We start from the raw sequence: 10789 nt of genomic DNA, 5'->3' as shown, positions 1-10789 counted from the left end.
CTAGTGACACGCCATCCCGGCGTGCTCACAAGCGTTTCCGCAGATCAACCCGCATTTCCGTGCCCTAGACAGCACTCTCAACTGTGGAACTCAGGATCCTCGCGTTCCACAAGTGTCCTGGCACCTGCAGACGCCGCTTTGAGGAGACCGAGAATCTCAACGGTCCCAACGACCAGCAGAGCGATGTCCACCCCTACGACGAGGGCTGCGTACTCATCAGTCATGACCAGAGCCATGTCACTGCCCTTTCGCTTCAGGGACGAGTGTTGCTTCGAAGCTGGTGGGGCACGGTTCCCATCCGCAGTTCCTGGAGGTCGGGAATGTGGTTGTAGAGCGTGCCCGGGGAGACCCCAAGCAACTTGACGATCGAGGTGATGGAGCGGCCGGGGTCGGGCAGTAGGTCGCGGACGGCCTTGAGGTTAAGCCGATCTCACGCCTGCGGAGTGCGGCGACCATGTTGATGAGGTCCTGGAGGCTGCGGCCGTAGCGGTCCAGGCTCGGGACGACGGGGGTGTCGTCAGTGTTGAGGACGGCGTGGCACGCCTTCAGTTCCGTGCGCAGGTCGGTCTTGCCGGACTTCTTGTCGGAAAAGATCTTCCGGCACCCGGCACCCGGCACCCGGCACCCGGCACCCGGCACCCGGCACCCGGCAGCGGTGAGGGCGTCGATCTGCCGTTCGAGCTTCTGCCCGCCGGTGGACAAACGCGCGTACCTGATCTTGATCTCGGTACGGACGAGCGGTTCGGCGACGAGGAGTTCGGGGTGGCCGGACGGCTCCGGGAGGTCGCTCATGACCTCGGGCCATGTCAGAAGACGGTGGTCCGGGGTTCTTGAATGACCTAGGTTTTTGAAGGGTTTTTTGAAGGCCCTGCGGGGGTGCGCGGACCCTCTTCGGTGATCTTCAGAAAACGAACGTTTCTTGACGATCGGCGGCGGGGCGGAGCAGCCCTTTGCGGTAGAGGCCGGCGCCGATGTGCACGGTGTCGCCGTGAGCCCTGGACGGGCTGAGGAACTGTGTCAGAACCGGTGCGCGAGGCCCTGGGCGTCACGCCCAGCGAACCGGACAGTGTCCGGGACGAGCCGCTGACCAGGTCGGACAGGCAACGGTTGTCCGGGACATCGCAAACTGTTGCTCCGGCGCGGACCATGTCGGCAAGCTCGATCCCACGAGGAACCAAGCTGAAACCAAGGTGAAGTCATCGGCCTGGTACGGCGTCGCCAGGCGAACCGCGGTTTTCCCTGGCAGCCACCGGAAGCTTCTCCATTCGTCCGCGTGATCTCCGAGGAGACAGATGCGCATCCGTTCAGTAGTCGCAGCGATTGCAGTCATCTTCACCGTTCTCATAGCGGGACAGGGCCAGGCCCTCGCCGTGGACTTCGAGAAACCGTTCGAAGATCAGATGTCCACGCTCTCCTATGAATCGGCGGGTGAGTCCTGCTCGGAAGTCTTCGTCTGGAACCCCAAATCGCTCTCGTACGACAAGACCGCCAAAGGCTGCTTCACCAGGTACGGCGACAAGTGGAGCATCCAGGACTCCCTCGCGGAAGGGAACCAGACCTTCATCTACTGGGAGAACTGGCTCAGGGGCGCGAACGCCGTCTGGCAGCCGTACCGACACGGCTGGTGCAACAACAACCTGGGTGCCCCCAACTGGGGTGTGTGCAACAAGGACTACTACGAGTCCTCCAGCACCAACTACTACGAAGGCCAAGGCAGCAGGGTTCGCTTCCAGACCTGCCGTCGCGACCTTCTGAACACCTCCTGCACTCCCAGCGACATCAGCGACGCACCGTGGATCAACAACAACGCCTAGAAGGCTGACGCGGTTCCCGCTGAGGGGCTGTCCGGACGCAGGCCGGGCGGTCCCTCGCCGGTCCGGTTGAGCCCAAACTGATCAGTGAAGGGCCCTCAGTTCTGACACAGCTACTGATGCCCAGTCGGCGGCCGAAACCAGGTCGAGCCGCTTGTCCATGTTCGGGCGGAAGGTGTCGTACGGGTTGATGTTCGACCGGAACAGCGCGGTCAGGCCGCGCCGGTCCTCGGCGCTCAGCTTCTTCGCCCACTTCGGCCCGGCCAGGACCTGCTGGCGCAGCAGCGTGTTCACGTCAACACGCTGCTGATGCAGCAGGCCCTTACCGATCCGAAGTGGGCCGACGCCCTCACGGACGCGGACCGGCGGGCACTGTCACCGCTTTTCTGGACCCACGTGAACCCCTACGGCCGGTTCGAGCTGGACACGAACAGCCGCCTTGAACTGGACCTGGGTATCGGGGCGGCTACGGTGCCCAACTCTCGCATGGCGCAGGATGAGACAGCCGCCGCCCCGGGGTCGTGAGTGTCACCGGGTGTACCTGCGGATGCGGTAGCGCAGTCCGGACACGGAAGACTGCCAGCCTCTGTCCTCAGTGACTCTCCACGTCGGGCCCGGTACCGGCGCGTAGGTGTCGCCGTCCACCGTCCAGTCGACCTCAGTCACCGAGAGCGTTGTGGCGTACCCCAGGGCAGCCCGGTAAATTTCCCCGCCGCCGATCACCCATGCCGTAGCCGGGGCAGCTCGTTCCAACGGCTCGGCTGCAAGTTCCAGAGCCTGGGCGACAGACCCGGCGCGTTCGGCACCGCCGGCCACCCACTGCGGATCACGAGTCACCACGATGTTGCGCCTGCCGGACAGCGGGCGGAATCGCGGAGGCAGCGAATCCCATGTCTTGCGCCCCATCACCACGGGATGACCGAGGGTGGTTGCCTTAAAATGTGCCATGTCCTCGGGCAGGCGCCACGGAATCGCATTGCCCGCACCGATCACGCCATCAAGGGTCTGTGCCCAGATCAGCCCGATGTTCACACCGCGACCGGGGCTTTGATGGCCGGATGGTGTTCGTAGTCGAGTACTTCCACATCGGAGTAGGCGTATGCGAAAAGCGAGTCGGCTTGACGCAGACGCAGCCGGGGGAATTCAAACGGGGTGCGCGAGAGCTGCTCGGCCACCTGCTCGACGTGATTGTCATAGACGTGGCAGTCGCCTCCAGTCCAGATGAAGTCACCCAGTTCGAGGCCGACCTGCTGCGCCACCATGTGCGTGAGGAGGGCATAGCTGGCGATGTTGAACGGGACACCGAGAAAGAGGTCTGCGCTGCGCTGGTACAGCTGACAGGAGAGCTTGCCGTCGGAGACGTAGAACTGGAAGAAGGCGTGACACGGCGCGAGAGCCATCTTGCCCAGCTCAGCAACGTTCCAGGTAGAGACGACCATCCGGCGGGAGTCTGGATCCCGGCGCAAAGTATCGAGAACCTCGCTGACCTGGTCGATGTGCCTGCCATCCGGAGCGGGCCAAGAACGCCACTGTACGCCGTAAACCGGACCCAGCTCGCCGTTCGAGTCGGCCCATTCGTCCCAGATGGTGATGCCGTGCTCATGCAGCCAGCCGACGTTCGAGTCACCTCGCAGGAACCACAGCAGTTCGTACACGATGGACCTGAGATGCACCTTTTTGGTGGTGATCAGCGGGAACCCCAGCGAGAGGTCGTAGCGCAGTTGGTGCCCGAAGACACTTCGGGTTCCGGTGCCCGTCCGGTCGGCTTTGGCCGTCCCGGAGGTAAGTACCAGCCGCAACAGGTCTTCATACTGGGTGTCCGCCACGGCAGCTGAGTCTACCGACCGCCAACAGGCACGCACTCGACGGTCATGTCTCCCCGTACGCCGGGGTACCGGCGTGAGGCTCAGCGCTGGCGGCGGGCTGCAGAGTCGCGTTCAGCGACATGCCGGGCGACGGCGTCAACGCCAGGGCGGGCGTACCTCTCCAAGGAGCGGACGGAGGCGTGCCGGGAGCGGGCCAGCAGCATCGGGGTGGAGGTGCCGCCCTCGGCGTCGTGCGTGAGCGCGGAGTGCCGCAGCCGGTGCAGGGTCCAGCCGTCCAGGTCCTCGGTGTCCTCGGTGTCCTCGGGGAGGCGAGCAGGTTGGCCAGCAGCCGGGTGTTCTCCTCGAAGATCTCCTCAGCCCGCCGGTAGGAAAGCCGAGCCCGGCCGGTCTCCTCGCATACGTCCAGCGACGGTGTCCCGGCCGGGGCCCTGCGGCCAGTCCGGAACAGCGGGCCGCAGGTGCGGCGGGCGATGAGGCGGGGCAGTAGCTGGGCGGTGCCGGACTGCCAGTGGATCCACTCCATCGCTCCGCTGCGGGCGATGGACAGCTCCCGATTGACGGTGTCGCCGTCCATCTCGTCCGCCCGAGCGGTGGCCAGTTCGGCCAGTACCTCCGGCAGCACCGGGTCGTCGAGCGTGGCCACCTGGAAGACCGGCGGCTTCGCGCCCCGGCGGGCCGGGCCGGTCGGCGCGGGCTCGCCGGCGAACATCCATCCCCACGTCGTCAGCGAGATCAGGTAGTTCCGCGCGGAGGACTTCGCGATGCCCGCGCCTGTGAGGTATCGCTCGACCGCCGCGGCGTACGACGCGGGAGGAGCGGACAGGGGCACCACCCGAGCGCGCCCCTTGCCCCGAGTTCGGTCACTGGTCCGATCATCATGCCCGCCCTGCCTCCCTGGCGCGGCCGCAGTAAATCCGGCATTTACTGTGGCACCACTCTGACGAGCCATCAGGCGGCAGAAGCTCGATAGTCAGCCTCGAAGCCCGCTGCTACCGCTGACCCTCACGCCGAGTCCAGCCCCAAGCATTACCCGAAGGGCTGGCACGCTCGTGCATGCATCCATGTCACTGATTCCGCGTACACCACCGCCTCGGGCTGAGTGGAACTTCAACGGTTTTATCGGGACTGGACACTCGACTGTAGACGCCATGCTAAGTAGCTGTCCACGCATTGCTATGGACAGAAGGCAGGACACTCCGAAAGGATAGAGAAGAATTCAACCCAGACATAAACTGCGGAGTGCGGCATGTTCGCGGTTAGGCAGGGGGAACAGATGAAGCAGCACAATCGATTTATGGCGTCAGTCGTCACGGCGCTAGCGGCCGCGCTCTCACTATCCGTCGCGCAGCCTGCCCAGGCCGGCCCGGGTGAGTGGGACGACCTGGGCCGCTACCATGTCTACTACGACAGCACATATCGAACTGCTGCAGTGGAATCCGCCGGCGGCGACTTCAAAGCGTGCATTTACACCGCTGCCACCGTACCGGGTGATAGCTACGACCTCTACGAGGCTGACGAGGGCCACGACTGGGATCTGGTGGCATATGCGACAGGTCCGGGCTGCTGGACGTTCCGCGACATCGGCCGCTGGGTTGACGGAAGTAATCATCGTGCGGAATTCTTCATCGGTACCGAAGATGCAGAGATGATGAGCGTCCAGTATTACGATTAATTCGAGCAGGTCAGAGAGTTTCTGCCGGGAAGTTCGCCGCCCCGGAACCTACGACTCGCCACCGAAAAATGTCTCAGTTCCCAAAGTGGATTACCTGGTGGCCCAGAGCTGATCAACAGCTGTCTGCCCGGCAATGCTGTGAACTCTGGTTGCGGTAGTCCTTGGGGGGCATGCCGTAGGCGCTGCGGAAGGCGCGGGTGAAATCGGCGGCGCGGGGAAAGCCCCAGCGGGCGGCGATGGCGTGGATGGGTATGGTGCGCTGAGCCGGGTCGGCGAGGTCGTGACAGGCTCGTTCCAGGCGCTGCCGACGGATCCAGGCCGCGACCGTTTCCTCTTCGTGTTGGAAGAGCCGGTGCAGGTAGCTGATGGAGATGTGGTGTGCGGCGGCGATGGCGGGCGGCGTCAGTTGCGGATCATGCAGGTGCTCTCGGACGAAGGCTCGGATGCGTAAGACGAGGGTCTGCTGGTGAGTTTCCGGGGGGAGAAGGGTGTCGGCGTCGAGAGCGTGAGCGAACAGTGCGGACAGCAGGTCCACCACGACCGTCCCCAAACGGGGTCCGTCGGCAGGCTGGTACGCATGGGTTCCGTTCGCCAGCTGAGTGAGCAACTGCGCCAGCAGGGCGCCAAATCCTTCCCCCGTCGGCAATCGCAGTCCAGTCAGCCGGTCGAGTTGACGGCCCCGAACTGGGAGCAGCGCTGCGGGTACTTCCAGCCCTACTCCTGTGTGTAGGCCATCGGAACCTTCGATGGAACGGATCTCGAACGGGTGAGACGTTTTGAGTACGTTCAGGCTGTAGGGGCCATATGATGCGTCACCCTGTTCCCTGCTGACGTGCAGTGTCCCCTTGAGCGGGAGCGTGAGGTGCAGCCCCTCGGGGTCCGACTCCCGGACCAGCTGAGGGGTACGCCGAAAGAGTACCGGTTGGAACGACGCCGGCCACACCGATACAGCACCAAGGCTCAACGTGCGCTGGAAGACACGAAAATCCTCCCGGTAGTCGCTGACCAGTTCCACTGGCGCGTGCGTCTGGCCAACGAGCGTACGCCAGCAGTCGAACCTGTCCGCAATCGGCACATCCTCACTCCGGTACACCGACTCGACCAGCATCAGCATTCCCTCCTTCCTTGTGTACTGACAGCTACCACGGAGATACCCCGCTCTGACAGACACCAACGGGGGGCGCACAACGCACATCGAGGTGAAGCAGCGGAGATGATCCGGGCGATACGGCCGGGCGGCTTGATCCGTTCCCCGCGGCACTGCACCGGCAGCGCCTCCCGCTGCCGGTCCTCCACCACCTCGACGGGAAACGGCACTCGCCCGCCTCCGTCAGAGGCCGGGCGCTGGTGGACCGGGAACTATACCTGCCCGCCAGCCACGGGATTCCTGGTATACGGGCCCCGAATGTCGACAGTGGGAGCCTCTGGCAGCCGGGCCGGGACACCGGCCACTGCCACGTCTACGTCGCCCTCGTCCAGTCTGGCGAGGGCCGCGGCAGCGTCGCCGGTACGCAGATCGATCCGGACCTGCGGATGCGCGGCGCGGAACGGCGATAGCAGAGCGGGCAGCAGTGCCTGGCAGGCGGTCACGGTGGCGAACACCGCGAGTTGGCCTGCCAGGCCCGATGGCTTGTCGTGGCCCTGCCGGTACTCCTGCCACCGGTCAAGCGCCTCAAGGGCTTAGACGCGGAACCGGTTGTTCTCGACCGTCAAGGTGACCCCGTGCGGAGTCCGGTCGAACAGAGGCCGCCCCAGCTCCGCCTCCAGGCGCTGCATGGCCCTCGTCAGAGTGGCCGGACTGACATGGCACTCCGAACTGGTGCGGCCGAAGTTCAGCGTCTGGGTCAAATGGAGGAAGAGCCGTACGTCGCGATGGTCACCAAGCACGCTCCACCATAGCCTTTCACCGACCGCAACGGCCCGGTGCACTTTTTGCGCTTGCTACGTCTCCCCACGTGGAAATACAAGTCAGTCATGACATCCACACCCACCAACACTTTCACCTCCGCGGTCTTCACCCCCGAGACAATGGACGTTCCCGGCGGCACGGAGACGATCCTGCGAGGGGGCCGTCACCTCTTCCCGCTGCTGGATCAGGCATTCGACGGCATCGGGCGGATCGGCGTTATCGGCTGGGGACCCCAGGGGCGCGTCGACTACCGAGCAGCCTATGCCTTGCTCTGATCGCGGTCAGCGTCGGTTTTGCGTCGGGGCTTTGTCCCTTTCTTGTGGTGGGTGGGCCGGCTGTATGCCTCGCCCGTGGCGAGGACGAGTCCCACCTCGTAGCGGGCGGCGGGCCGTCGGTTCTTCGAGCCGGGCGAGCGTCCGGGGCCGGGGCGGGTTGGCTTCGGTGCACTGGCTGGGGTGCCGGTCTTCGCGCGTAGGTTTCTGAACCCGCGTCGGACGCGGGCGGGGTGAGTTTGTTTGGTTCCGCCGGGCGTTCCCACGGTCGGCGGAGGTCTCGTGCGAGGGGGCGGGCGAGGCGGAGTTGGGCGTGTGCGGCCAGGACGAGCCAGGTCCATCGGTCGGCCGCGTCGGAGGCCCGCAGCCGCGGCCGGGTCCATCCGAGGGTCTGCTTGAGCAGCCGGAAGGTGTGTTCCAGGTCGAAGCGACGCAGGAAGGACTGCCAGCACCGGTCGATGTCTTGCGGGGTGGCGTCGGTGCCGGACCACCAGAGCCAGACGGGCTTGTTCACTCCACCGCTGGGCAGCTTCTCGACCGTCAACCGAATCACGGTGCCTTCGATGATCGGCAACGGGCCCTCGTGGTCGAGCCATGCGGCTCGGCGAGTCAGTCGTGGGTGGAGCCGGTCCCAGCCTTGCGCGGTCGCCGCCCCGTACCTGTCGGTGTTGGTGACGGTGACCGCGGTGGCCCTGCCCCACGTGGTCGGGTCGCCGAAGACGAACTCGCGGCCGTGCTTGGGCGGGCGGCCACCCTGTGGCGGGCAGATCCACGGCACCGGCGCGGGCTTGCGCATCACCCGGTCCGAGCGGAGCCGCCCCAGAACCTCCACGGGGTGGTCGGCGAGGAGGTGGGCGATGCGGGGCGCATCGTAGCCTGCGTCCAGCACGACCAGGATGCACGGGTCGCCCACCCGCCACTGCCCGGCGTCCACCAGGCGTCCGACGACGTCGCGGACCTGTACGGCGGTGACCGCGGCCACATCGGCGCCGGGCTCCAACCGGATGGCGTCCAACAGCGCGGTCCACGAAGTCCGCCCGGTCTCCAGAGCGGCGATGATCGAGTACGGCCGGCCGGGCACCATCTGGTGCTTGCCCAGGCATCGGCCGAAGGTGTGGCAGAAGGAACGGTCCGACGAGGTGTCGGCGTCCGGCCGCAGCCGTGGGTAGACGTCCGCGGCCAACACCAGCCGGCCATCGCCAGCCCGGGGTAGTGGAACGCCAGCCAGTGCCCGCCGTAGCCGGGCAACATCGATTCGGCCCTGGTTGATCCCGGAGTACAGGGCACCGTGGCCCCTCCGGTGCTCAGGCGCGAGGGCCAGATCCACGAGCGTGCGGACCGGCCCGTCGGTGCACAGCAGCGCGTCGCACAGCTCGAACAGGGCGTCGCTTCTGGAGACCAAGCATTCGTGCAGCTCCGACCGGAACTCCGTCATCATCGCGAACGCGTCTCGTTGAACCCTGTGCTCGACCAGTCCCACGATCCCGGCCTCCGTGCTGTTGTCGCTGAGCACAGGATCGGACCACGGCCCCTCACACGTCCGATGCACTGGGGAAACGCCGACCAAGTTCGATTCTCGTTCGACGGCAGACCATAAACGACAAGTTAAGTGCCTGTTTCTGAGCTAAGCATGACATGTCCACCCGTGGTGTCTGGGCGTTTGCCCAGCTCAGAATTCGAACGGCGGGGTCTGGGTGGCGGGGGTGTCCTTTGACAGCGAAGTCAGTCGCTCGGCTCGCGCTAACCTGCATCGACTGAGTTGGATGGCAAGCGATCATGGTGGGTCATCGTGAGTATCTTCACCAGTTCCTGGTGCCGGGGGCCGACCGCGAGCAGATCATGGCAGCACGTCCATTGCAATGTGCTGCCCGGTTGGCAGGGGGAAGGCCCCGGTCGCTGAGGTGACTTCGGTTGGTCAGCCTGCTGTCGGGCTCTGCGGGACCTTCGCCCGCATGAACCCGTGGCTGCGCTCCACTTTCGCCACGTGCAGCGTGTAGTTCTGGTACCACTCGGCTCGCCCGCGCTCCTGCGCCGCGCGGTGCTCGGCGTTGCTCCGCCACTCCGTGAGGGCGTCGGCGTCGCGGAAGTAGCTGACGGTGATGCCCAGCCCGCCAGGAGTTTGTGCGTGGTCCATCCCCAGGTAGCCGGGGATGTCCTTCACGAGGTCTTCCATGCGTGCGTTGGTCTCGCTGTAGCCGCTCTCGTCCTGAGTTCGCACTGTAGTGAAGACAGCCACGTAGTAGGGGGGTTCATAAGCCTCGACGGGCGTGACAGGCGCTTCGGAGTGATTGCTCATGGCGCCACTGTACGGACGTGGCGGGTACGGAAATAGATGTTGATCGAGGAGTAGGACACGGAGATGTCGTGGTCCCCTCTCGGCGGCAGCAGCCATGGAGCGTCACGGAGTCCACGTAAGTTCCGAAGCATGATCGCCGGTTACCGAAAGTCATATTCGGTGCGGTACGGCTCCGTCCTGCCAGCGGTAGAGGTCGCGCAGCAGGGAAATCTCGGCGCCGTGATGGATGAGCTCCCTGTTGACGTGCAGGACGATGCCCTCCATGGGACGCCGCTCGGGCCCCACCGTGGGCGGATTCTCCAGGTCGGCGTCCGAGAGCTCGCGGACCCCCGCGTTCCATCTCCCATACATCTCATCGAGCTGTTTTAGCGCCTCGTCAGCGGTCCCCGCGTAGGCGAATGTCTGGGAGTCGACGTCCTGGCCGCCGAAGTGCCATCCGACCCGATAGCCCAGGCACGAGACGATGATGTGCGCCAGCCGCCAGGCAATCGTGGTCACCGGTGCCGGCACCGGGTCAGGGGACGCGGAGTCCATCGTCCACTTCCCCGAACCTGCCGACATAGGTGCGGCCGACGTGCCACGTGGGCGGATGCTCCAGCAGCCGCGCACCGGCTCCCAGAAGTACTCCTCGTCGGTAAGACCGTCCAGCCGTGGCCGCAGGTTCTTGCGCCAGTACCAGTCCAACTGCTCCGCGAGCCGCTCGCTTCTTGTCATTGCCGCACACTACAGACCCGTCGAGCAGAGCGTGCCGGCCTGGTGGTGGACGCGGGACGACTCCGGCTATGCCGTCCGGCAGCGCGACCTGGGTTTCCTGGGCAACAGGACACCGGCCTCCATGTTGCCGGCTGTGCTGATGAAGTCGTCGTGGTGGTGCGAGGATTGGGCGGGCTTTGGGTCCCGGTGACCTCTTAGGGCGTGCAGATCTTTAACTCGTCTTTTTGATCTTGGTTTGGGTGGGGTCGGAAGCGAGGAACCTTGCGACGTCGGCAGATGTACGGAGGCG

The 10789-nt window shown here is 65.3% G+C and carries 15 protein-coding genes and 1 pseudogene; 4 read left to right on the top strand and 12 right to left on the bottom strand.

The window, feature by feature from the left end:
* Window positions 1–77: 77 nt before the first annotated feature.
* Together ACFY2B_RS45705 and ACFY2B_RS45700 are read right to left on the bottom strand one after the other, a co-directional pair.
* Window positions 78–236 carry a hypothetical protein gene (locus tag ACFY2B_RS45705; RefSeq protein WP_390768976.1) on the bottom strand — a complete coding sequence of 53 codons (159 nt, stop codon included), beginning with the start codon at window positions 234–236 and terminating at the stop codon, window positions 78–80.
* Window position 237: 1 nt separating this feature from the next.
* The gene (locus ACFY2B_RS45700; protein WP_390768975.1) at window positions 238–792 is read right to left on the bottom strand and encodes a recombinase family protein; all 555 of its coding nucleotides are present in this window, start codon (window positions 790–792) and stop codon (window positions 238–240) included.
* A 578-nt stretch (window positions 793–1370) separates the two neighbouring features.
* Here ACFY2B_RS45700 and ACFY2B_RS45695 point away from each other — a divergent pair.
* On the top strand, window positions 1371–1814 hold the full coding sequence (locus ACFY2B_RS45695; RefSeq protein WP_390768974.1) for a hypothetical protein: 444 nt from the start codon (window positions 1371–1373) through the stop codon (window positions 1812–1814).
* An 81-nt stretch (window positions 1815–1895) separates the two neighbouring features.
* On the opposite strand, the gene ACFY2B_RS45690 is transcribed toward ACFY2B_RS45695, so the two are convergent.
* Window positions 1896–2105, bottom strand: coding sequence for a hypothetical protein (locus tag ACFY2B_RS45690; RefSeq protein ID WP_390768973.1), 210 nt, complete (start codon window positions 2103–2105; stop codon window positions 1896–1898).
* Window positions 2106–2120: 15 nt separating this feature from the next.
* On the opposite strand from ACFY2B_RS45690, the gene ACFY2B_RS45685 reads away from it, so the two are divergent.
* Window positions 2121–2336 carry a Tn3 family transposase gene (locus ACFY2B_RS45685; protein ID WP_390768972.1) on the top strand — a complete coding sequence of 72 codons (216 nt, stop codon included), beginning with the start codon at window positions 2121–2123 and terminating at the stop codon, window positions 2334–2336.
* 3 nt (window positions 2337–2339) lie between these two features.
* On the opposite strand, the gene ACFY2B_RS45680 is transcribed toward ACFY2B_RS45685, so the two are convergent.
* From ACFY2B_RS45680 to ACFY2B_RS45670, 3 genes are read right to left on the bottom strand one after another with little or no spacing between them, the layout of a single operon-like run.
* Window positions 2340–2843, bottom strand: a complete 504-nt coding sequence (locus ACFY2B_RS45680) for a dihydrofolate reductase (protein WP_390768971.1) — start codon at window positions 2841–2843, stop codon at window positions 2340–2342.
* Entirely contained in the window at window positions 2840–3637 is a 798-nt protein-coding gene (locus ACFY2B_RS45675) for a thymidylate synthase (RefSeq protein ID WP_390768970.1), read from the bottom strand. The genes ACFY2B_RS45680 and ACFY2B_RS45675 overlap by 4 nt, the downstream gene beginning before the upstream one ends.
* A 43-nt stretch (window positions 3638–3680) precedes the next feature.
* Window positions 3681–4469: a hypothetical protein gene (locus ACFY2B_RS45670; RefSeq protein WP_390768969.1), complete on the bottom strand. Its 789-nt coding sequence runs from the start codon at window positions 4467–4469 to the stop codon at window positions 3681–3683.
* Between the two features lie 441 nt (window positions 4470–4910).
* Here ACFY2B_RS45670 and ACFY2B_RS45665 point away from each other — a divergent pair, with 441 nt between their 5' ends.
* Window positions 4911–5309: a hypothetical protein gene (locus ACFY2B_RS45665; RefSeq protein ID WP_390768968.1), complete on the top strand. Its 399-nt coding sequence runs from the start codon at window positions 4911–4913 to the stop codon at window positions 5307–5309.
* A gap of 112 nt (window positions 5310–5421) precedes the next feature.
* Here ACFY2B_RS45665 and ACFY2B_RS45660 read toward each other — a convergent pair whose 3' ends face one another.
* The 3 genes from ACFY2B_RS45660 to ACFY2B_RS45650 form a co-directional block, all read right to left on the bottom strand.
* The gene (locus ACFY2B_RS45660; protein WP_390768967.1) at window positions 5422–6423 is read right to left on the bottom strand and encodes an AraC family transcriptional regulator; all 1002 of its coding nucleotides are present in this window, start codon (window positions 6421–6423) and stop codon (window positions 5422–5424) included.
* A gap of 245 nt (window positions 6424–6668) precedes the next feature.
* Window positions 6669–6929 (bottom strand): LysR substrate-binding domain-containing protein, encoded by a 261-nt coding sequence (locus ACFY2B_RS45655; protein ID WP_390768977.1) that lies wholly within the window; start codon window positions 6927–6929, stop codon window positions 6669–6671.
* A gap of 60 nt (window positions 6930–6989) precedes the next feature.
* On the bottom strand, window positions 6990–7196 hold the full coding sequence (locus ACFY2B_RS45650) for a LysR family transcriptional regulator (RefSeq protein ID WP_390768966.1): 207 nt from the start codon (window positions 7194–7196) through the stop codon (window positions 6990–6992).
* A gap of 87 nt (window positions 7197–7283) precedes the next feature.
* Between ACFY2B_RS45650 and ACFY2B_RS45645 the strand changes: the two genes are divergently transcribed.
* Window positions 7284–7493 carry a hypothetical protein gene (locus tag ACFY2B_RS45645; protein ID WP_390768965.1) on the top strand — a complete coding sequence of 70 codons (210 nt, stop codon included), beginning with the start codon at window positions 7284–7286 and terminating at the stop codon, window positions 7491–7493.
* On the opposite strand, the pseudogene ACFY2B_RS45640 reads toward ACFY2B_RS45645, so the two are convergent.
* The 3 genes and pseudogenes from ACFY2B_RS45640 to ACFY2B_RS45630 form a co-directional block, all read right to left on the bottom strand.
* A pseudogene (locus ACFY2B_RS45640) lies at window positions 7478–8970 on the bottom strand (NF041680 family putative transposase). The gene ACFY2B_RS45645 and the pseudogene ACFY2B_RS45640 overlap by 16 nt on opposite strands.
* 435 nt (window positions 8971–9405) lie before the next feature.
* Complete coding sequence (locus ACFY2B_RS45635) at window positions 9406–9786, bottom strand: antibiotic biosynthesis monooxygenase family protein (RefSeq protein WP_390768964.1); 381 nt, start codon at window positions 9784–9786, stop codon at window positions 9406–9408.
* A gap of 150 nt (window positions 9787–9936) precedes the next feature.
* Window positions 9937–10500: a DinB family protein gene (locus tag ACFY2B_RS45630; protein ID WP_390768963.1), complete on the bottom strand. Its 564-nt coding sequence runs from the start codon at window positions 10498–10500 to the stop codon at window positions 9937–9939.
* Window positions 10501–10789 lie beyond the last annotated feature (289 nt).

This window comes from Streptomyces sp. NPDC001270, assembly GCF_042896695.1.
Classification (GTDB): Bacteria; Actinomycetota; Actinomycetes; order Streptomycetales; family Streptomycetaceae; genus Streptomyces.
The sequence above is the reverse complement of the archived record's forward strand: the minus strand, read 5'-3'. Positions and strand labels throughout refer to the sequence as shown.

Coding starts and splice junctions, on each gene's coding strand:
- ACFY2B_RS45705 (WP_390768976.1), bottom strand. CDS start 236: ATGGCTCTGGTCATGACTGATGAGTACGCAGCCCTCGTCGTAGGGGTG.
- ACFY2B_RS45700 (WP_390768975.1), bottom strand. CDS start 792: ATGAGCGACCTCCCGGAGCCGTCCGGCCACCCCGAACTCCTCGTCGCC.
- ACFY2B_RS45685 (WP_390768972.1), top strand. CDS start 2,121: ATGCAGCAGGCCCTTACCGATCCGAAGTGGGCCGACGCCCTCACGGAC.
- ACFY2B_RS45665 (WP_390768968.1), top strand. CDS start 4,911: ATGAAGCAGCACAATCGATTTATGGCGTCAGTCGTCACGGCGCTAGCG.
- ACFY2B_RS45660 (WP_390768967.1), bottom strand. CDS start 6,423: ATGCTGATGCTGGTCGAGTCGGTGTACCGGAGTGAGGATGTGCCGATT.
- ACFY2B_RS45645 (WP_390768965.1), top strand. CDS start 7,284: ATGACATCCACACCCACCAACACTTTCACCTCCGCGGTCTTCACCCCC.
- ACFY2B_RS45635 (WP_390768964.1), bottom strand. CDS start 9,786: ATGAGCAATCACTCCGAAGCGCCTGTCACGCCCGTCGAGGCTTATGAA.
- ACFY2B_RS45630 (WP_390768963.1), bottom strand. CDS start 10,500: ATGACAAGAAGCGAGCGGCTCGCGGAGCAGTTGGACTGGTACTGGCGC.